The organism is Dactylosporangium sp. NPDC050588 (assembly GCF_040654975.1).
Lineage (GTDB): Bacteria > Actinomycetota > Actinomycetes > Mycobacteriales > Micromonosporaceae > Dactylosporangium > Dactylosporangium maewongense.
Window position 1 is genome coordinate 50,406 of the sequence record NZ_JBFAJA010000013.1, and the last position, 20,053, is coordinate 70,458.

The following is a 20,053-nucleotide window of genomic DNA, read 5'->3' on the forward strand; positions in this document are numbered from 1 at the left end:
AACACCATCTTCTGTGGTGCGTCACTGTCCGATGTGGAGCGACAACCCGCCGTGATTCGGACTTTTGGGGTAATCGATATTCAACAACGCTCACGGGTTTCGCTTCGTTGGTGATCACGTTAAGTTATGTCCTGGCCTGCACGGCAGTCCGTCGCCCACCCCGGGCGGCGCCGGGCAAGCGCCGCCGAGTCGAGCGCCGCTCTGGCGCTGTCGAGCCGGGGACCCAGGGTCCTTGGGGTGAATCCGCACAGCGCGGTAGGGCGCACTCTTCCCGCCCGAACCCGTCAGCTAACCCGGTAGGCGGTCGGTGAAGAAGGGTCATCCCTTGTCCCCAGGACGGTCCTTGCTGCGCGCGCTCATCGCCGGCGTGGTGTCGCTGGCGATCGTGGCGCCCGCGAGTGTCGCCAAGGCAGATCCGACAGCAGCCGAGATCGACGCCCAGATCCAGAAGGCGGGCGACGAGCTCGAAGACCTGGTCGAGGCCTACAACAAGATCAATGGCGATCTGGCCGCCACCCAGGCGGCCGCCGCCGAGCTGCAGAAGAAGCTCCAGCCCTACGTCGACAACATGGCCAACGCCAACGCCAACGTGGACGTCATCGCCGTCGCGGCGTTCAAGGGCGCGGGCAGCCTGCAGAACCTCAGCATCGTGCTCAACGCGCGGTCGTCCGACACGCTCATGGACCAGCTGACCACGCTGCAGCAGATCGGCAAGCACCAGCAGCACGAGATCGCCGACTTCACGTCGGCCAAGTCGAAGCTGGACGAAGAGAAGAAGAAGATCGACGAGACGCTCGCCGCGGAGACCGCGCAGAAGACCGAGCTCGAGACCAAGAAGAAGAAGATCGAGGGCGACGTCAAGAAGCTCGAGGCGCTCCGCCGCCGCTCCACCACCGGCGGCACCGGCTCCACGGGTGTCAAGGTCGCGCTCGGTGCCGAGTGCACGTCACCGGCGAACGCGGCGGTGGCCTTCGCCTGCGCCCAGCTCGGCGAGCCCTACAAGTGGGGCGCCGCCGGACCCAGCAGCTGGGACTGCTCCGGCCTGACCATGGGCGCCTGGAAGGCGGCCGGCGTCATCCTGCCGCACAACGCGGCGCAGCAGTGGAGCAAGACCACGCACATCTCACGGTCCGCGCTCTCCCCCGGCGACCTGGCGTTCTTCCGTGGCCTGGGGCACGTGGGCATCTACATCGGCAACGGCAAGATGATCCACGCCCCGACGACGGGGCGAAATGTCGAGGTCCAGTCGATCGACGGCCGCAGCGACACGTACGGCTACGGCAGACCGCACAAGTAAGCCCTGACAGCACGTCCAAGAGGCCATGCCCGGCAAGATTGGGGCATGGCCTCTTGGGATCCTGAGCAGTACGGCCGCTTCGCCGAGGAGCGGGCGCGGCCCTTCCACGAGCTGGTGGCGCGCATCCAGACCACCGCGCCGGTCGCGGTCGTGGACCTCGGGTGCGGCCCGGGCACGCTGACCGCGACCCTCGCGACGCGCTACCCGGACGCGGCGGTGCTCGGCATCGACTCCTCCCCCGAGATGCTCGCGAAGGCGGCAGCGCTCGGCACCCCGCAGCTGTCGTTCCAGCTCGGCGACATCGCCGGGTGGCGGCCGCAGCGCGGCTCCGTGGACGTCATCGTCGCCAACGCCTCCCTGCAGTGGGTCGACGACCATGCCACGCTGATGCCGACGCTCGCCGCGGCGCTCGACGACGGCGGCACGCTCGCGTTCCAGGTCCCGACGGGCGGGCCGATCCTCGACGCGGACATCCTGGACCCGACCGTCCTGGGACCGCGCGGCGCGACGCCGGTGCGGGAGCCGGCCTGGTACGTGCGCACCCTCGCCGGGCTCGGCCTGACCGTGGACGCGTGGGAGACGACGTACTTCCACGTCCTGCCCGGCGAGGACCCGGTGCTGGAGTGGTTCAGCGGGACCGGCCTGCGCCCCTACTTCGACGCCCTGTCCGGCGCGGAGCTCGACGACTTCCGGGCCAGGGTGGCCGCCGCGCTGCGCGAGCGCTACCCCCGCGAGCCGTTCGGCACGATCCTGCCCTTCCCGCGCCTCTTCGTCGTGGCCCAGCGCCCCTGACCCCACCCACCGACCCACACCCCGGGCCCTGGCACCGCAACCAGCCCGTCCGCCACCCGGACCGCGGCAGCCACCGCCAGAACACGGCACGGCAGGCCAGAACACGGCACGGCGGGGGCAGGACGCGGCACGGCGGGGGCAGGGCAGGAGCACCACCCAGCCGGCCCGGACACCGCCGACCATCCGGAACACTCGCCCGCCCGGACCACGGCACAGCCAGGCCACGGCACCGACGGGCCAGAACACGGCACGGCTAGGGGCAAGGGCGGGGCAGGGCAGGAGCACCACCCAGCCGGCCCGGACACCGCCGACCAGCCGGAACACCCGCCCACCCGGACCACGGCACAGCCAGGCCACGGCACCGACGGGCCAGAACACGGCACGGCCAAGACACGGCACGGCCAGGACACGGCAGGCCAGGGGCAGGGCGGGGCAGGGCAGGAGCACCGCCCGGCTGGCCCGGACACGCCGACCAGCCGGAACACCCCGCCCACCCGGACCGCGGCACGGTCAGGACACGGCACCGACGGGACGCCTCTGTCGCCTGGGCCGGGGCGTCGCCGGTCGGCCCGGAGGACGGCCGCTGGCGGGCACGTCGGCGGGCGAGCCGGGCGACGTGTCATCGAAGGGGCCCGGCGGGCGATTCCCGGTGCCGCGCCGCCAACCGGGCACCGCCGGGCCGAGCTCCCGATCCGCGCCTGCGACCCTCCTCACGCCCGTTCCTGACGCTGCGTTACGGGCCGGGGCTACGGCGGCCGGTCCTGGGGCGTCCGTGCCGGAATGTTGAGGGTGAGCCGGCACCGCTACGGGACGTGGGCGTTGATCGATGGTTGGTGACCTAAACGAGACCTAAGTGTCCCAGTATGTGGAAGCAGCCCCCGACCGGGGCGGTCAGGGGCTGCGGGTCGTCTGCGGGCTAGGCGGCCTGGAGGCCTTCGGCACGGGCCAGCTCACGGAGGCGGCCGAGGGCCTGGATCTCCAGCTGGCGGATGCGCTCACGGGAGAGGGAGAACCGGCTCGCGACCTCGGTCAGCGAGTGCTCGCGGCCGTCCTCCAGACCGTAGCGGGCGCGCATGATGCCCGCGGACCGGTCATCGAGGTGATTGAGCAGACCCTCGATGCGCTGGCGCTCCAGGGCGGCGAGGACCACGTCCTCCGGCGACGGCGCGTCGGAGTCGGAGACCAGGTCGCCGAGGCTGGTGTCACCGTCGTCGCCGACCGGCGTGTCGAGCGAGACGGTGTCCTGGGACCAGCGCTTCAGCTCGTGGACGCGCTCGACGGGGACGCCGAGGGCGGTGGCGAGCTGCTCGGGCTCGGGGTCGTTGCCGAGCTCGCGGGTCAGCTGACGCGCGACATTGCGCATCCGGTTGACGTCTTCGACGAGGTGGACGGGCAGCCGGACCGTGCGCTCCTGCTGCGCGATCGCCCGGCTGATCGCCTGGCGGATCCACCATGTCGCGTATGTCGAGAACTTGTAGCCGCGCACGTAGTCGAACTTCTCGACGGCGCGGACCAGGCCGGTGTTGCCCTCCTGGATGAGGTCGAGCATCGGCATGCCGGAGCGCACATAGCGCCGCGCGATCGACACGACGAGCCGCAGGTTGGCCCGGATGAACCGGTCCTTGGCCCGCTCGCCCTCGTCGACGAGGCGCTGCAGCTCGGCGGCGCTCACACCGTCGGGCAGCCGGCCCTCGTCCAGCAGGTGCTCCGCATAGAGACCAGCCTCGACCGCCTTGGAAAGCTCGACCTCAGAAGCGGCGTCGAGCAGCGGCGTGCGGGAGATCTCATGCAGGTACACACCAACCAGGTCACGCTCTTCTGCACCTGTATCGGGTCGCATCTCCACTTTCACGTTCTCCACCTTCGGGCCCCTCCCCGTCCATCCTTCGCCTTCCCCGTTTCACCCTGCTAAAACGGGTGCCCCCCGGGTATGCCCCCTACACAACGGTCACGTGGCCTGCGGAATTCCACCCTCGCGGGCGATTCCGGTGACGACCCGTGAGAGTTGCACCACTTACCTAGACGACTCGGGAGCAGCTCCGGTTCGCTTCGGTTGCAACAAGTGATACGTGGTATTCCTGCCCGTCAGACGCCTAAACTCGCTGTGAGTTCCCTGGGAACGACGTTCGATGGGACCGGGGTCACCGCTGTTCATCGGCAAGAGTCGCCCGCATGACAGGCAAATGCACATGTATCCGCAGGAATCGACGCGGGCAGCGGTCTGTCGAAATGCTGACTGGCTCGTCACACCACCCCCTACCGAGCGTGCCATTCCCGCAACAGCTCGACTTCTTCCTCTTCGGTGAGACCAGTAATGTGGCGAGTGTCACTAAATGCTGCGAGTGTGGCGGCCGCCGTTTCGGGAAGAGGGCGCGTCCGCAGACCGGCGGCGAGCGACCGGGTGACGTCCCGGGTGAGGAACCCGCCGTATTCGGGCAGCGGCAGCCACAGCGGCAGGGACCGCGCGCCTGACCAGGGCGCGACCGCGTGGCCGGTCAGGAAGTCCTGCGGCACCCAGGTGAGGGTCCCGGTGCCCCCGGTCCCGGCCTGCAACCCGGCGTGGAACTCGCGGCGGGTCATCGGGGCGCCCATCCCGTCGTAGGTGCCGGTGCGGCCCTCCTCGGCGCAGCGCAGGATCCAGTCGGCCAGGTCCCGGACGTCCACGTACTGCACCCGCTCGCCGGGGTCGCCCGGGGCGAGGATCTCGCCGCCGCGGGCGTGCCGGGCCACCCAGTAGTCGAAGCGGCCGGTGGGGTCCTCGGGCCCGACGATCAGTCCGGCCCGGTTGACGAGGACCTCGCCGAAGCCCTCGCGGATCAACTCCTCGCAGGTGACCTTGCACCGGCCGTACTCCTCGGCGCCGGCGGCGGGGTCCTCGTTCGCGGGGTCGGCGGGCGGCAGCAGCGGAGCGGTGTCGGACGTCTGGTCGGGCGTCGCGGCGTCGGCGTACGCGGAGCAACTGGACACGAACGTCACGTGACCGGCCCGGCCGGCCAGCTCGGCGACCATGTGCCGGACGTGGCTGGGCTTGCGGGCGACGTCCACGACCGCGTCGAACGTGCCCTCGACCGCGCCCAGGCCGCCGGCCTCCTCCCGGTCGACGGTGACGAACGTCGCGCCGTCCACCGGGTCGCCGGACGTGCCGCGGGCGGCGCAGGTGACGTCGTGGCCCGCGGCGAGGGCCTGCCGGGCGACCGCCCGGCCGAGGAACACGGTGCCGCCGAGTACGAGGATTCTCATCCGGCGATCCTTCGCCGCCACGGGCCGATCCGGCAGGCCTGTTCGCCACGAGCGTGAGCCGCAACCGCAAGCCCCGGCCATGAGTCCGGTCGTGAGCCGCCTGTGAGCCCAGTCGTGAGCACGGGGCGAAGCGCGGGCCCCGGCGCGCGGGTGCGGCGCGCGGGTGCCGGGCAGAAGCCGGACGCGAACGGGAGCCGTCGCGGCGCGCTACGCGCGGTGCGACGGGGGCGGCCGGTGCGGGCGCGTCTTGTGCACCACCAGAGTGAAGAGAGCCACCGCCGCCATCACCGTGGCCGCGACCGCCAGCCACAGCGACCACCGGTGGCCGCCCGGCGAGCCGGACATCCCGTTCTGCGCGGTCGACGGCTGCACCGCCACCGCCGGCAGCGAGGAGACCGGAGCGAACGCGTACACCCGCAGATAATCGACCTGGAACTCCGCGGGCAATGTCGTCGATGTGCCCGGGGCGCCCGATTCGCTGGTCGTCACCGCGAAGCCGAACCAGCGCTGCGCCGGCGACGCACCGGGGTCGGTGGAGCGCTCCTTGCCGTCGACGAAGACCTTGAAGCCGGCCGGGGACCACTCGATCGCGTAGGAGTGCCAGTCGCTGAAGGGCCCGGGCAGCGTGCGCACCGAGGTGCCGGTGCCCGACCCGTTGCGCACCAGGGCGGTCTCGGCGCCGGGCCGGGCGGTGATCTCCAGCTGTGACTCGTCCTGGGGCGCCTGCTGGTCGACGGGGCGCAGCATCGCGATCGAGGAGATGCCCGCGCCGACGGGCACGCGCGCCCGGAACTCGTAGCGCCCGTACTGCTGGGCGGCGCCGAGGCAGCGCAGCTCGCCGGTGACGAACGGCTTGCCCCCGTAGGTGCGCCGGTGCAGGGCGAGGTGCAGGCGGCCGCCGGAGACGGTGACCGCCTCGGGGCGGAAGTAGGTCGGCTGGGCGCCCTCCGACGAGCCGTCGTAGGCGGCGCAGCCGGACGGCAGCGTGCCCGGATCGTCGAAGGAGTCGGAGAAGACCGGCTGCCAGTCGGCCTGGTCGACGGCGAGGACCGGCGCGGGAGCCACCCAGATCGCGGACGTGACGACGACCATGACGGTCGCGGCTCGCCTCAACATGTGTCTGCCTCCTTTCGAAAAACCTACCGGATACCTTGCGTCCGCACAGCACTGCGGAGCGTCGACGATCGTGTGCACTTGGCGGCCCGATCGGATACGGACCCTCGCATTCACCCGCATGCAATCCAGCCGTATCCCGCCGACGCTCGTGCCGGATCGACGCCTGCGGAAGGATGTCCGTCGACGCATGTCTTCCAAAAGGAGAGATCATGGCCCAGCCCCGCGCCCGCGCGCGGCGGATCGCCCAGCACCTCGCGGTGCCGGCGCTCGCCGTCGCGGTTGTCGCCCTGCTGCCCTTAGCCAAGTCCGGCGCGCCCGAGCAGTCCGACCAGTGGACGCCGCTCACGCCGGCCAACGTGTCGTTCGCCCAGAAGACGGGTCCGACGACCTCCGCGCAGCTGCTCGGGTTCAACGACTTCCACGGCAACATCGACCCGCCGACCGGCAGCGGCGGGCTCATCAACGGCACTCCCGCCGGCGGTGCGGAGTACCTGGGCACCTGGCTGACGAAGCTGCGCGCCGCGGCGAAGACCGACGGCGTGCGCAACAGCGACACGGTCGTGGCCGGTGACAGCATCGGCGCCACGCCGCTGGTCAGCGCCGCGTTCCACGACGAGCCGGCGATCGAGGTCCTCAACGCGATGGGCGTCGACATCTCCTCCGTCGGCAACCACGAGTTCGACGAGGGCATCGACGAGCTCAAGCGCATCCAGTTCGGCGGCTGCCACCCCGTCGACGGCTGCCAGGACGGCGACGGCTTCGCCGGCGCGAAGTTCCCCTACCTCGCGGCGAACGTCACCAACAAGTCCAACAAGCTGCCGATCCTGCTGCCGTTCACGATCAGGCTCTACGAGGGCGTCCCGGTCGCGTACGTCGGCATGACGCTCGAGGGCACGCCCGGCATCGTCAACCCGGCCGGAATCAAGACCGTCGACTTCCGCGACGAGGTGGAGACGGCCAACCAGTACGCGACGCTGCTGGGCTGGCTCGGCATCAAGTCGATGGTCCTCCTGATCCACGAGGGTGGCCTGCAGAGCAGCCCGCCCGCGCCGCTGGACCCGTCCGGCTGCGCCAACTTCGCCGGCCCGATCACCGACATCGTCAAGGGCCTCAACCCGGCCTACGGCGTCGTCGTGTCCGGCCACACGCACCGCTTCTACACCTGCCAGCTGCCGAACTCCTCCGGCGCCAGCTCGCTGGTGACGAGCGCGGGCACGGCCGGCACCCTGGTCACCGACATCCGCGTGACGCTGGACAAGAAGTCGCGCAAGTTCGTCGACGCGTCCGCGACCAACGTCATCGTCGAGAACGGCGTGAAGAACGCCGACGGCACGTGGCAGAAGGACGCGGCGGGCAACTTCGTGCGCAACGCGGCACTGGTCGACCCGAAGGTCAAGGTCATCGCCGACAAGTACCGCACGGCCGTCGCCCCGCTGGCGAACAAGGTCGTCGGCGGCATCACCGCCGACATCACCAACATCGCGCTGGCCAGCGGCGAGTCGACGCTCGGTGACGTGATCGCCGACGCGCAGCTCAAGTACACCGCCGCCGCGGGCTCGCAGATCGCGCTGATGAACCCGGGCGGCATCCGGGCGTCGCTGATCTACGCGAATTCGCCCGGCGGCGAGGCGCCCGGCCAGGTCACGTACGGCGAGGCCTTCACGGTCCAGCCGTTCAACAACCTGGTCGTCACCCAGCCCATCACCGGCGCCCAGCTGAAGAAGGTCCTCGAGCAGCAGTTCACCGGCTTCGAGGGGCAGACCACGCAGAAGATCCTGCAGGTGTCCGCCGGGTTCACCTACACCTACAGCGCGTCGGCCCCGCTCGGCTCGAAGGTCAGCGACCTCGCGCTGAACGGCACGCCGATCGACCCCGCGGCGACGTACCAGCTGACCACGAACGACTTCCTGGCCAACGGCGGCGACGGCTTCAGCAACCTGAACCAGCCGAGCGCCACCCGCGTGTACGCGCCGGGCTTCGACGTCGACGCCCTCACCGCGCACCTCGCGACCGGTCCGATCGCTCCGGGCCCGGGTACCCGAATCACGAAGATCGCCTGATCGATGTCCGTGTGGGCGGGCGGTGGGTTTTGCTCCCGCCCGCCCGCACGTATGCTCGCAGGCGCCCGAAGAACCGCAGCACGCACGTGCGGACTGCACGACCGAGGTCGAAAGGCGTTGATCGGTGGAGCGACCGAGCTGGGCACCCGCGGACATCGACCTCGATCAGCCGAGCGTGGCCCGCGTCTATGACTACTACCTGGGCGGCTCGCACAACTTCGCCGCCGACCGGGCGTTCGCCGAGCAGGTCCTCAAGTTCATGCCGGCCGTGGCCGCGCTGACCCGCAGCAACCGGGCCTTCCTGCGCCGCGCCGTGTCCATGCTGAGCGCGCAGGGTGTCCGGCAGTTCATCGACCTCGGCTCGGGCATCCCGACCGTGGGCAACATCCACGAGCTCGTCCCGGGCGGCAAGGTCGTCTACGTCGACAACGACCCGGTGGCGGTCGCGCACAGCCGGGCCATCCTCGCCGAGGTGCCGGACACCGCCGTCGTCGCCGCCGACCTGCGCGCCCCCGCGGACGTGCTGGCCGCCCCCGAGGTCCAGCGGCTGATCGACTTCACCCAGCCGGTCGCGTTCGTGCTGGCCGCGGTGCTGCACTTCGTGCCCGACGAGGAGCGCCCCGCCGACATCGTCAGCGGGTACGCCGCCGCGGGCGTGCCGGGCAGCCACGTCGTGCTGTCCCACGCCGGCCTCGACCGGCCGCTCACCCCCGCCGAGGACGCGGCCTGGGAGGTCTACCGCAAGTCGCCGACGCCGCTGATCCTGCGCGGCAGCGACGAGGTCAGGAAGCTGCTGGGCGATCTCACGATCGTGGATCCGGGCGTGGTCGCGACCTTCGACTGGCGGCCGGACCCGGACGACGAGACCCCACCCGACGGCAACGCGATCGGCTGCGCCGCCGTCGCCCGCAAGGACTAGTGCACCCACCGATCATGACCGCCCTCAGCCCCACGCCGACGTCGTGGGACCGCCCGCACCGAGCCGCCGAGCGGCTCGCCCGCAGCTGGTCGCTGGCCATCGCCGGCACCAGCTACGTGTCGATGAGCGGCCTGGAGGTGCAGGACTTCCTCACCGCCCTGTCGACCCGGCTCATCCACGCGCTCACGGCCGAGACCCTCGACCTCGGCGACGTGCGCGAGGTCGGCTCCACGCTCGTCGCCGCGCACTTCACCGAGCCGACGACCCTGGAGCGCACGGTCGCGGTGCTCAGCGAGCAGTTCGCGAAGGCGCCGACCAGGCGGGTCGCGGAGATCCAGGGCGCGCTCGCCGCCGGCTACGCGCAGGCGCTGCGCGACCGGATCCTCGACGAGCAGGAGGAGATCCGCACCGCGGCGCTGTGGGCCCGGGCCCGCGCCGAGGAGAGCCGGCGGGTCAGCGAGGCCCGCTTCCGCGCGGTCTTCGCCGGCGCCGCGATCGGGATGAGCGTGAGCACCGTCGACGGCGTGGTCATCGAGGTCAACCAGGCGCTGTGCGACATGCTCGGCTCCACCGAGGACGAGCTGCGGGCGATGACCTTCGAGGACTTCGTGCACCCGCAGGACCCGCCGGTCGCGGCCGGGATGTTCGAGGAGCTGCTGTCCGGCGGGCGCGACCAGTTCCGGATCGAGAAGCCGTACATCCACAAGGACGGCCACCAGGTGTGGACCGACCTCGTCGCGTCGATCATCCGCGACGAGGACGGCGAGCCGAAGTGGCTGGTCGCGATGGTCGAGGACATCACCGAGCGCTACCTGCTCCAGCTGCGCCTGCGGCACCAGGCCCTGCACGACCCGCTGACCCAGCTGCCCAACCGGACGATGTTCTTCGACCGGCTCGCCGAGCTGCTCGCCGGCGCCGAGGAGGAGCCCGAGTCGCGCGTCGGCGTGTGCTACCTCGACGTCGACGGGTTCAAGGTCATCAACGACACGCTCGGGCACGACGTCGGCGACCAGCTGCTGCAGACCGTCGCCCGGCGCCTCGCCCGCTCGATCTCCGGCGACGGCCAGCTGGTCGCCCGGATGGGCGGCGACGAGTTCGTGGTGCTCATCGAGCGGGCCGGCGGCACCGACGAGGTCGTCGCGGTCGCCGAGCGGGCGCTGGACACCGTCCGCGCGCCGGTGCACGTGGGCGGGCACGAGATCAGCATCTCGGCCAGCATCGGCGTGGTCGAGCAGCCACTGCGCGGCACCAGCACCGGCGAGCTGATGAAGGCCGCCGACACGACGCTGTACTGGGCGAAGGCCGACGGCCGCAACCGGCTCGCGCTCTTCGACGCCGAGCGGCACGCCCGCGAGGTGACCCGCTACGAGCTGTCGGCGAGCATGCCGGCCGCGCTGGAGCGGCGCGAGTTCTTCGTCGAGTACCAGCCGCTGGTCCGCCTCGGCGACGGCGTGACGATCGGCGTCGAGGCGCTCGTACGGTGGCGGCATCCGCGATTCGGGGTGCTGGGGCCGGACGCGTTCATCGGGATGGCCGAGGAGACCGGGCTGATCGTGCCGCTCGGCCGGTGGGTGCTGCACGAGGCGTGCAAGCAGGCCGCCCGCTGGCACCGCGAGCACGGCGACCGGGCGCCGGTGATGAGCGTCAACCTGGCGGTCCGGCAGATGCGCGACCGCACGATCGTCAGGGACGTGAAGGCGATCCTGGAGCAGACCGGCCTCGCCCCCGACCGGCTCCAGCTGGAGCTGACGGAGAGCGCCGTCATGGGCAGCGGCGGCGAGCCGACCGAGGCGCTCAACGCCCTCGCCGCGCTCGGCCCGCGCATCGCGATCGACGACTTCGGCACCGGGTACAGCAACTTCGCCTACCTGCGGCACCTGCCCGTGCACAGCCTGAAGCTGGCCGGCTCGTTCGTCGCCGGGCTGCGCCCGCCGGAGGGCGCCGACCCGGTCGACCAGAAGATCATCGCGGCGGTGATCGGCCTCGCCCACGCCCTGAACCTGAGCGTCACAGCCGAGGGGGTCGAGACGGCGGAGCAGGCCGACCGGCTGCTGGCCCTCGGTTGTGACACCGCACAGGGTTGGTACTACGCGAGCGCCGGGCCCCCGTCCGCGATCAGGCTCTAACCGAGCGCGTACGGGTTGACGTCCTCGTTCATGTCGACCATCAGCTGCGACCACAGGTCCGCCTCGTGCCGGTCGGCGCCGACCAGGTCGTAGGACCCGTCGGTGAAGCCCGGATCGAAGTGGAACTCGGGCAGGTCGGTCTCGTCGATGTACTGCGCCTCGTCGCTCACGTCGCCGAAGCTCGGCTGCTCGTCGTGGTAGTCGCCCAACGCGTCCCCGTCCACGACGTGCGCGCCGTCGTGGCCCTCGGTGTCGACGCCGAAGTCGTCGTGGTGCTCGTCGAACTGCTGGTCGGAGGAGAGCAGGTCAGCGCCACCGTCGGGATCGACGTGGAGGCCGTCCTCCATCTCCCAGTCGATGTCGTAGTCGCTCATGGCCCGCTCCCGGCTCGTCTGGTTACCTGGAAAACGGTAGGCGGATCCTCCGATCAGCTGATCCCCGAAACGTGCCACTCACTCAGGGCTGCAACCACCAGGGGCTGGTGTAGGCGAGGCCGAAGTCGTTGCAGGGGTGACCGTTGGGGCCGGGGCTCGGGTTGGGCCGGGTGGGGTCCGAGACGCGCAGCACGACCCAGTTGCCCATCGCCACGTCCAGCGGCACGGTGAAGCGCACCACCTGGTTGGCGACCGTGTCGATCACGTCCGCGACCGTCGGGGCGGCGACACCGGGCCGCAGGACCTGGATCCGGACCGGCTTGCCCTGCCAGTCCGGGCCGCGGTCGAGATCCAGCGCGAAGCGCACGTCGCCGCGGGCGAGCGGCAGCACCCCGCCCATCCGGACGTCGTTGGCCGTGGCGTCGACGCGCAGGCCGGAGACCCGCGTGGCGAAGAAGCGGCGGGCCCGCATCGCCTCCAGGACCCCGGCGCGGGTGTTCTGCGTCACCCACAGCCCGGTGCGGCCCTTGCCCTCGGGGAAGCCCCAGTCGGTGCCGTGCTCGTCCGAGACCCCGCTGAGCCCGGTCCGCCACCCGGCGTTGAGGCAGGCGTTGAGGGCGCAGGTGCGGCCTTCTGACCAGCCGTCGAAGAGGTAGTCGTCGCCGCGGTTGAACATCTCCAGGCTGACCATGGCGTCGCGGGCGGCCGCCGAGTAGGAGAAGTTGCCGAAGCGGCCGACCTCGCGGCCAGGGTGGTTGAAGCTGGCGACGCCCCCGTTACCGGTGATCCAGTTGTAAAGGCCGCCCATGTTGCTCGATCCGCCGAGATCGGTGAACCCGTTGGTGAACCAGACGTTGACGTGGCCGAGCAGCGGGTGCGACCACTCGAAGCCGCGGATGGCGGTGTAGTTGCCGGGGTCGTCGGCGGCGTTGGCGAGGGCGCCGGTGCGGTCCCACTCCGACTTCGACAGGCCGCTGATGCCGAAGAGGGTGGTGTGGTCGGTGAGCGCGGCGACGTCCAGGCCGGCCGAGCGCATCGAGGCGAAGGCGAGGGCGGGGTCACCGTCGCCGTCGGACATCACGGTGTGGTTGTGCAGGTCGGCGTGGACCAGGCCGGTGCCGGCGGTGATGGCGGACGCCCGGGCGGCCCCGGTCAGCGCGGCCGGGCCGGCGCCGACGGTCGCCGCGGTGCCGGTCTCCGCGCGGGATGTCCGTCCTGCACCGGCGGACGCGGCGCCCGGGGTGGCGAGGACGAGCAGACCGCCGGCGCCCGCGGCGAGCAGGCCCCGGCGGTCGATTCCTTCGTGACGGTGATGGGAGTGGTCTCCAGTCATGCCCCACAGCACACGCCACCGGACCCAACACGTCGATACATGTTGATGTCCGCCAGGTTTACATTCAGCGGGTGCGGCGATCCAGCCAGCCGTCGCCGTTGAGGTCCTCGTACCGCTGATCCATGACGCCGTCGCGGTTGGTGTCGATCTCGGAGGAGTTGATGAGGCCGTCGCGGTCGGTGTCGTGGCCGACGAACTCGGCCCGCCCGTCACCGTCGGTGTCCACGACGATGTCGACGCCGCCGTCGGCCCGGTTCACGTAGGTGTGCTGGTCCCACCGGCCGTCGCCGTCCCAGTCGACCCGGGTGTGGTAGCCGTCGGTGGGCGCCTGACCCACCCCGCCGGGCACGCCGTCCCGGAGCGCGCCGGCGACGCCACCCGCGACACCCGTCCCGCTCCCGTGGCCCGGCTGCTGCCCGCCGACGATGCCGTCGAGCCCGCCGGCGATCCCGTGCCGCCCGCCGCCGTCGGCCTGCGCATGCGCCTCTGTGAACCCGGCCTCCGCGTGGGCTCCTCCGAGACCGGCTTCCGCGTGGGCTCCTCCGAAGCCGGCTTCCGCGTGGCCGGTGCCGGCGTGCGCGCCCTGGCCGACGGCCTCGCCGATGCCGGCGCTCGCGCTGCGGTACACGGTGCCCTGGCCGCTGGAGTGGACCTCACTGACGCCGTACGGGGACGCTTCGGCGAGCCCCTCGCTGCCCTGCGGGTCGGGCGCCTCGGACAGGCCGCCGTAACCGCCGTCCTGACCGCCGCCATAGCCCGCCGACGCGTAGGAACGGGGGTCATCGGACGCCTCGGACAGGCTGCCGTAACCGCCGTCCTGACCGCCGCCGTAGCCCGCCGACGCGTACGAGCGCGGGTCGTCTGACGCCTCGGAGAGACCGTCGTAGCCGCCGCCCTGGGGGTCCGGCGCCTCCGCGAGCCCGGCGCCGCCGTAGCCGGCCTGCGCCTCGACGCCGCCCGCGGACGCGTACGCGCCACCGGGGCCCGCGTGCGCCTCGGCGCCGCCGGCCGACGCGTGCGCGCCGTGGTCGATGGCGTCCCGCAGGTGCGCGGCCAGGCCGCCGTGCTGCTCCGGCTCGGGAGCGGCGTGCCGGCCGCCGGACTGCTCCAGCGCGTCCAGCCCGCGGGCCGCGCTGTGCGCCGCGCCGGAGCCCTGACCGCCGTCGCCCAGGTTGTGCCCGGCGCCGTGATCGAACGAGGGACCGCCGCCGTGGCCGTGGACGACGTCACCGATGCCCGAGCCGATCGAGGAGAACAGGCCGAACATGCTGGCCTTGCTCGTGCGCTGCTCGACCCGTGACTGCCCCGCGTCGGCGCCGCCGACCTGCGCCTGGAGCAGCTCCAGTTCGTCGGCGCTCAGCTGGTACCCCGCGAGCGCGCCCGCCGGGTCGGCCGCCAGGCGCGCCTGGAAGCCCGGATCGGTCAGCAGCCGCTCGAGTACGTCGTCGAAGTCGCTCATCGGAACAGTCCCCCCAGTTATGGCACAGGTCGTGAAAGTCAGTCGAGTTCAGGCATGGGCACGGGCTGCGGGCGGGGACGGCAGGTGCCGCACTGCACCGCGTCCTCCACGACGAGCCCCTCGGCCCGGCCGCGGCTCTGCGACCGGTGCACCTCCAGCAGATACGGGCCGAACTTCGCATGGTCCTCGCACAGCCCGCGCGCGCAGAACCGGCACGACCCCCGCGCCGCCTTGGCGCAGAACCAACAGAGCACGTTCGAACTCCCTCAGCCGACGATGCATTGCGAGTAGTAGGTGACGGTGATCGTTGCGGAGCCGGCATTGCCCGCGGGGTCCACCGCACGCGCGGTCACGACGATCTTGGCGTCGGCGGTCAGCGTCACCCCGCCGAACGTGGCGGCGAACTGGTTCCCACTGGAGTACTTCGCCGAGCCGCTGCCGACCCTGGCGCTGATCGTCACCTTCAACGTCGACGTGGCGTCGACCTTGTCCACAGCGGTGACGGTGAGCGGCACGGTCGACGGGCCACCATAGCGGCAACCAGGCGGGTAGACGTAGTTCTGCTGGGTCGCGAAGGTCAGCCGCACGGTCGGTGCCGTGGTGTCCGGCGGTGGCGGCGGCGACGTGGTCGGCGGGGGGCCGGCGGTCGTCGTGGTGCCGCGCGTCGGGGTCGGGGCCTTCGTCTTCGTCGGGGTGGCGCCGGGCGTCGGGGTGGCCGACGCGCTCTCCGAGGCGGACGCGGACGGTGACGGGGACTCCGACGGCGTGTCCGACGGGGACGGCCCCACTGACACGGTCGGCGTGCCGCCCGGCTTCGGCAGGGCGATGCCGTCGCCGCAGGTCAGGTCGGCCGACGGGTCCACCGTGACGGCCGAGCCGCCCTGGGTGACGACGCCCGAGCCGACCTCCGGTGACGCGCTGCCGGCGGTCAGGGCGAACCTGGCCCGCCCGTCGTTGGCGACCGGGTCGCCGGCGCCGGTGACGGTGAGCTTCAGCGGGTCGAAGGCCGTCGTCGTGCTCGTCGTGTCGACCAGGGTGCGGCCGGAGCGCAGCGTGTACGCGCCGGTCGGCTGGATCGGGCGGCGGTCGACCGAGCTGACCAGCTCGCCGACGTCGACCCGGGTGCCGGCGCACAGGACCGTGACGCTGCCGCCGCGGAACGTCATCGTGGCCGTGGAGCGGTCCGCGACGGAGACGGCGTCGCCGAGCTCGACGTACATCTTGCCGTCGCGGCGCAGGGTGTGCTCCTCGCCGTGGATCGTGACCGTCGTCTGCCCCCGCGTGGCCGTGATGAGGGCCCGGTCGGTCGGCATCTCGGCCCACACGGGCGCGGAGAAGAGATTGCTGCCGGTCAGGAACAGCGCGAAGATCAGCAGCAGCACCAGCAGCCACCACAGCTTGCGCTCGAAGCGCTTGTCGACCGAGTCGTCGGACGGGCCGTGGACACCGGGCGGCGCGGCGAGCGGCGGGTACGCCGACGGCGGGTGGGCGCCCGACGACGGCGCGCGACCGCCGGCGGCAGAGCCGGCCACAGCGCCGGCCGTGGATGCGCCGATGAGCAGCGGCAGGCCGGCGACGGCGGGCAGCACCCAGACGCGGGCGGCGGAGCGGGCGGTGGCGACCTGGCCGGGCGGGCCTTCACCGTACGGGCCGACCATCGCGCCACGGCCGACCTGCACGCCATCGGGCCGCAGCAGCGACCCGGACGCGACGACGATCGCATCGGTGCCGGTCTCCAGGTGCACCGGCTGCCCGGGCATCAGCTGCGCCGGGTGCGCGCGGCTCATGAGCCCGAGGCGGTCCTCCGCGCCGAGGTCGGCCAGCGCCGGCGCCTCCGCCAGCAGCGCCTCCAGCTCGGCCCACTCCACCGGCGGCGGGCCGGACAGCGGGCCGACGGCCGCGGCGACCGTGGACGGCGGGATCGCGAGCAGGGTCGTGCCGGCGGTCAGCCAGCCGAGCGCGGCGGGCGCGCCGGTGATCGCGTTGGCGAGGCCGACGACGCCGCCGCGGCCGACCCGCTCCCGGACGGTGCCGGTCGGGTCGCCGGGGCGGCGGGCCTCCAGGGCGCCGTCGACGACGACGTAGACCGACTGCTGCGCGGCGCCGGCGAAGACCAGCTGCTCACCGGTCCGCGGGTGCACCCAGCGGGCCTGCTCGGCGAGCTTCGCGAGCGCGGCCGGCGGCAGGTCGGCGAGCTTGGACGCGCGCAGGGCGGCGAGCCGGCGCGGCTCGTCGCGGGACAGCTTGCGCTCCCCCATGCGGTCCCGCACGCGCCGGGCCCGCCGGCGCAGCCAGGAGAACAGCAGGTAGACCAGCGGGGCGAGCAGCCCGGCGACGATGGCGGCGAGCAGCGCGCGGGCGGCCCAGCCCGCGTTCCACAGGCCGGTGACGACGCCCGCGACCCGGTCGGTGTAGATCCGGTACATCAGGTTGACGGCGATGGCGAGCCAGACGACGGCGAGCATGCCGTACAGGGCGACGAGGCGGCCCTCCCGGTCGAGCTCACCGAAGCGGGGCGGGCGCCGACGCAGGCGGGCGATGACCCAGGCCAGGCCACGCGCCCGCAGGTTGGGCACCTCCAGCCAGTCCATGAGCAGGTAGTAACCGTCGAGCGCCATGAACGGGTTGAGGTTGAACAGCGCGTTGAGGTACCACGCGAACGCCAGCTTGAACGTCCACGGCTCCAGCTCCGGGTAGAACAGCCCGACGAGCTGGCAGGCGCCGGCGAGCACCAGGCCGGTGGCCGGGCCCGCGATCGTGGTGACGAGCCGCGCGCGCCGGCCGGCCATCCACACGTCGGTGGTGTCCACGAAGACGGACGGGATCCCGAAGTACACCAGGAAACCGGCGACCGGGACCTTCCTGCCGGCGTGCTTCGCCCCCAGCGCGTGCCCCAGCTCGTGGCAGGCGAGCGCGACGACGTTGAGGCCCAGCAGCACCAGGGCGCCGGTGAAGTAGGAGTCGTCGGTCAGGAACACCGACTGGTCGGCGCGGAACCAGTTGAAGACGAAGACGCCGAGGCCGGCGAGTGCGACCAGCCCGGCGAGCACCGCGACGACCCGGGTGAAGAACAGCCGGCCGCCGGCCTTGTACAGGAACGTGACGATCGGGTCGACCCGGGCGATGACCACCCGGCGCCCCTGGGCGGTCGCGACGATCGCCTTGCCGAGCCGGATCGGCCATGGCCGCCGGTGTACGCGGTGCAGCCGGTGGAACGCGTCGACCGGCAGCTCGTCGAGCATGCGGTTGCCGGCGAGGTCGGCGACGACCCGGGTGACCTGGTCGGGGGCGAGCCGGCCGGCGATGCGGGCGAAGTCGGCGACGAGCCGCGCGACGGTCCGGGTGCCGTCCATGAGCTGCGCCAGGCTCCACTCGTCCGGCGTGAGCCGCAGGTAGCAGGCCTCACCGCGGTCGGGCGAGCGCACCATCACGTAGTCGACGCCGCGGGCGGACGTGAGCGTGACCGCCTCGACCGCCTTGCGCAGGACGGGCCGGGCCCGGGCAGGGTTGAGCCGGTCGGTGACCGCCTGCCACAGACCCTGGTCGGCAGGGCCCAGCGGAACTCCTGGGGCGCGCCCGGCGAGGGCCTCCCAGACACTGATGCGCGTCTCGATGACGGCCACGATCGCTCCTGATAGGGCCACTGTTTCCCGGCAGGCAGCGTAGGCGGCGAACGCGACCACGGGAAGGTTCCGTCCCGAACGTGACAACTCTTCGGCGAAGATGGCAGCGTGTACATCCTCGCCATCGACCAGGGCACGACCTCCTCCCGTGCGATCGTGTTCGACGCCGACGGCGCCATCGTGGCGCTTGACCAGCGCGAACACCGCCAGAGCTTCCCGAGACCGGGCTGGGTCGAACACGACCCGGTCGAGATCTGGCACCAGGTCCAGGCCGTGTCGACCCGCGCCCTCGACCAGGCGGGCCTGTCCCGCGCCGATGTCGCCGCCATCGGCATCACCAACCAGCGCGAGACCACGATCCTGTGGGACGCCGAGACCGGCGAGCCGGTGCACCCGGCGATCGTCTGGCAGGACACCCGCACCGACGCCCTCATCCGTTCCCTCGCCGGCGACGCCGGCCCCGACCGCTTCCGTGAGCGGTGCGGGCTGCCGCTCGCGACGTACTTCGCCGGGCCGAAGGCGGTCTGGCTGCTGGACAACGTGCCCGGCCTGCGCGCCCGTGCCGAGGCGGGTGAGATCCACTTCGGTACCGTCGACACCTGGCTCATCGAGAAGCTCACCGGCCGGCACGTCACCGACGTCACCAACGCCAGCCGGACGATGCTGATGAACCTCACCACGCTCGACTGGGACGACGAGCTGCTGTCGGCGTTCGGCATCCCGCGCGTGATGCTGCCGGAGATCGGCCCCTCCTCGCACGTGTACGGCGAGGCGAAGACGTTGCTGCACGGCGTGCCGGTGGCCAGCGCCCTCGGCGACCAGCAGGCGGCGCTCTTCGGCCAGGCCTGCTTCGCGCCCGGCGAGGCGAAGTGCACCTACGGGACCGGCTCGTTCCTGCTGCTCAACACCGGTCATCAGCCGGTGGCGAGCACGCGTGGCCTGCTGAGCACCGTCGGTTACCGCATCGGCGACGCCCCGGCCGTGTACGCCCTGGAAGGCTCCATCGCGATCACCGGCTCCCTCGTGCAGTGGCTGCGCGACAACCTGGGCCTCATCAGCTCGGCGCCGGAGATCAACGACCTGGCCGCCACCGTCACCGACAACGGCGGCTGCTACATCGTGCCCGCGTTCTCCGGCCTGTTCGCCCCGCACTGGCGCCCCGACGCGCGCGGCGTCATCACCGGCCTGACCGGTTACGTCACCAAGGGGCACCTCGCCCGGGCCGCCCTGGAGGCGACCGCCTGGCAGGTCAAGGACGTCGTGGACGCCATGATGGCCGAGTCCGCCGTGCCGCTGGAGACCCTGAAGGTCGATGGAGGGATGACGGCCAGCGACCTCCTGATGGGGTTTCAGGCCGATGTACTGGATGTGCCGGTGGTCCGCCCGACGGTGTCCGAGACGACGGCGCTGGGTGCCGCGTACGCGGCGGGTCTCGCCGTCGGGTTCTGGCCCGACACGGAGACGCTGCGGGAGAAGTGGCGGGTGGACCGGCAGTGGTCGCCGTCCATGTCCGCGGAGACCCGGGACAAGGGGCACGCGTCCTGGCTGAAGGCGGTGGAGCGCTCGTTCGGCTGGGCCTGAGCCGTCCAGCTGCGATCGGACCCGGTTATGTCGACTCGCTCCGCTCCCCGACATAACCGAAATTTCGGGTATGTCCGCGCAGCGGGCATACCCGAAATCGGTCCGCGGTCCTGCGGATACAGAGATCCGGTGG

General features: G+C 72.0%; 14 protein-coding genes and 1 riboswitch. Of the genes, 6 read left to right on the top strand and 8 right to left on the bottom strand.

Annotated elements, in window-relative coordinates; genetic code table 11:
* Positions 1-172: 172 nt before the first annotated feature.
* Positions 173-317: riboswitch (cyclic di-AMP (ydaO/yuaA leader) on the top strand.
* Positions 318-343: 26 nt separating this feature from the next.
* Entirely contained in the window at positions 344-1,297 is a 954-nt protein-coding gene (locus AB0I21_RS11035; protein ID WP_360560194.1) for an NlpC/P60 family protein, read from the top strand.
* Between the two features lie 45 nt (positions 1,298-1,342).
* Complete coding sequence (locus AB0I21_RS11040) at positions 1,343-2,089, top strand: methyltransferase domain-containing protein (RefSeq protein ID WP_360560195.1); 747 nt, start codon at positions 1,343-1,345, stop codon at positions 2,087-2,089.
* Positions 2,090-3,005: 916 nt separating this feature from the next.
* On the opposite strand, the gene AB0I21_RS11045 is transcribed toward AB0I21_RS11040, so the two are convergent.
* The 3 genes from AB0I21_RS11045 to AB0I21_RS11055 form a co-directional block, all read right to left on the bottom strand.
* Positions 3,006-3,929, bottom strand: coding sequence for a sigma-70 family RNA polymerase sigma factor (locus AB0I21_RS11045; RefSeq protein WP_344513770.1), 924 nt, complete (start codon positions 3,927-3,929; stop codon positions 3,006-3,008).
* Positions 3,930-4,345: 416 nt separating this feature from the next.
* Entirely contained in the window at positions 4,346-5,329 is a 984-nt protein-coding gene (locus AB0I21_RS11050; protein WP_360560197.1) for an NAD-dependent epimerase/dehydratase family protein, read from the bottom strand.
* Between the two features lie 207 nt (positions 5,330-5,536).
* Positions 5,537-6,445: a glycoside hydrolase family 16 protein gene (locus AB0I21_RS11055; protein ID WP_360560199.1), complete on the bottom strand. Its 909-nt coding sequence runs from the start codon at positions 6,443-6,445 to the stop codon at positions 5,537-5,539.
* 209 nt (positions 6,446-6,654) lie between these two features.
* Between AB0I21_RS11055 and AB0I21_RS11060 the strand changes: the two genes are divergently transcribed.
* The 3 genes from AB0I21_RS11060 to AB0I21_RS11070 all read left to right on the top strand — a co-directional run bounded on the left by AB0I21_RS11060 (position 6,655) and on the right by AB0I21_RS11070 (position 11,550).
* The gene (locus tag AB0I21_RS11060; RefSeq protein ID WP_360560201.1) at positions 6,655-8,505 is read left to right on the top strand and encodes a bifunctional metallophosphatase/5'-nucleotidase; all 1,851 of its coding nucleotides are present in this window, start codon (positions 6,655-6,657) and stop codon (positions 8,503-8,505) included.
* A gap of 124 nt (positions 8,506-8,629) precedes the next feature.
* Entirely contained in the window at positions 8,630-9,424 is a 795-nt protein-coding gene (locus AB0I21_RS11065; protein WP_360560203.1) for an SAM-dependent methyltransferase, read from the top strand.
* 14 nt (positions 9,425-9,438) lie between these two features.
* A complete protein-coding gene (locus tag AB0I21_RS11070) occupies positions 9,439-11,550 on the top strand; it encodes an EAL domain-containing protein (protein WP_360560205.1) in 2,112 nt (703 codons plus the stop codon).
* Here AB0I21_RS11070 and AB0I21_RS11075 read toward each other — a convergent pair.
* The 5 genes from AB0I21_RS11075 to AB0I21_RS11095 form a co-directional block, all read right to left on the bottom strand.
* Positions 11,547-11,924 carry a hypothetical protein gene (locus AB0I21_RS11075; protein ID WP_344513679.1) on the bottom strand — a complete coding sequence of 126 codons (378 nt, stop codon included), beginning with the start codon at positions 11,922-11,924 and terminating at the stop codon, positions 11,547-11,549. The two genes, AB0I21_RS11070 and AB0I21_RS11075, sit on opposite strands and share 4 nt — an antisense overlap.
* Before the next feature lie 82 nt (positions 11,925-12,006).
* Positions 12,007-13,257: a CehA/McbA family metallohydrolase gene (locus AB0I21_RS11080; protein ID WP_360560207.1), complete on the bottom strand. Its 1,251-nt coding sequence runs from the start codon at positions 13,255-13,257 to the stop codon at positions 12,007-12,009.
* Positions 13,258-13,321: 64 nt separating this feature from the next.
* The gene (locus tag AB0I21_RS11085) at positions 13,322-14,716 is read right to left on the bottom strand and encodes a hypothetical protein (protein ID WP_360560208.1); all 1,395 of its coding nucleotides are present in this window, start codon (positions 14,714-14,716) and stop codon (positions 13,322-13,324) included.
* 38 nt (positions 14,717-14,754) lie between these two features.
* The gene (locus AB0I21_RS11090) at positions 14,755-14,970 is read right to left on the bottom strand and encodes a hypothetical protein (protein ID WP_033358663.1); all 216 of its coding nucleotides are present in this window, start codon (positions 14,968-14,970) and stop codon (positions 14,755-14,757) included.
* Between the two features lie 12 nt (positions 14,971-14,982).
* Complete coding sequence (locus tag AB0I21_RS11095) at positions 14,983-18,339, bottom strand: cyclic nucleotide-binding protein (protein ID WP_360560210.1); 3,357 nt, start codon at positions 18,337-18,339, stop codon at positions 14,983-14,985.
* A gap of 108 nt (positions 18,340-18,447) precedes the next feature.
* On the opposite strand from AB0I21_RS11095, the gene glpK reads away from it, so the two are divergent.
* Entirely contained in the window at positions 18,448-19,920 is a 1,473-nt protein-coding gene (gene glpK, locus AB0I21_RS11100; RefSeq protein WP_360560212.1) for a glycerol kinase GlpK, read from the top strand.
* Positions 19,921-20,053: the final 133 nt, after the last annotated feature.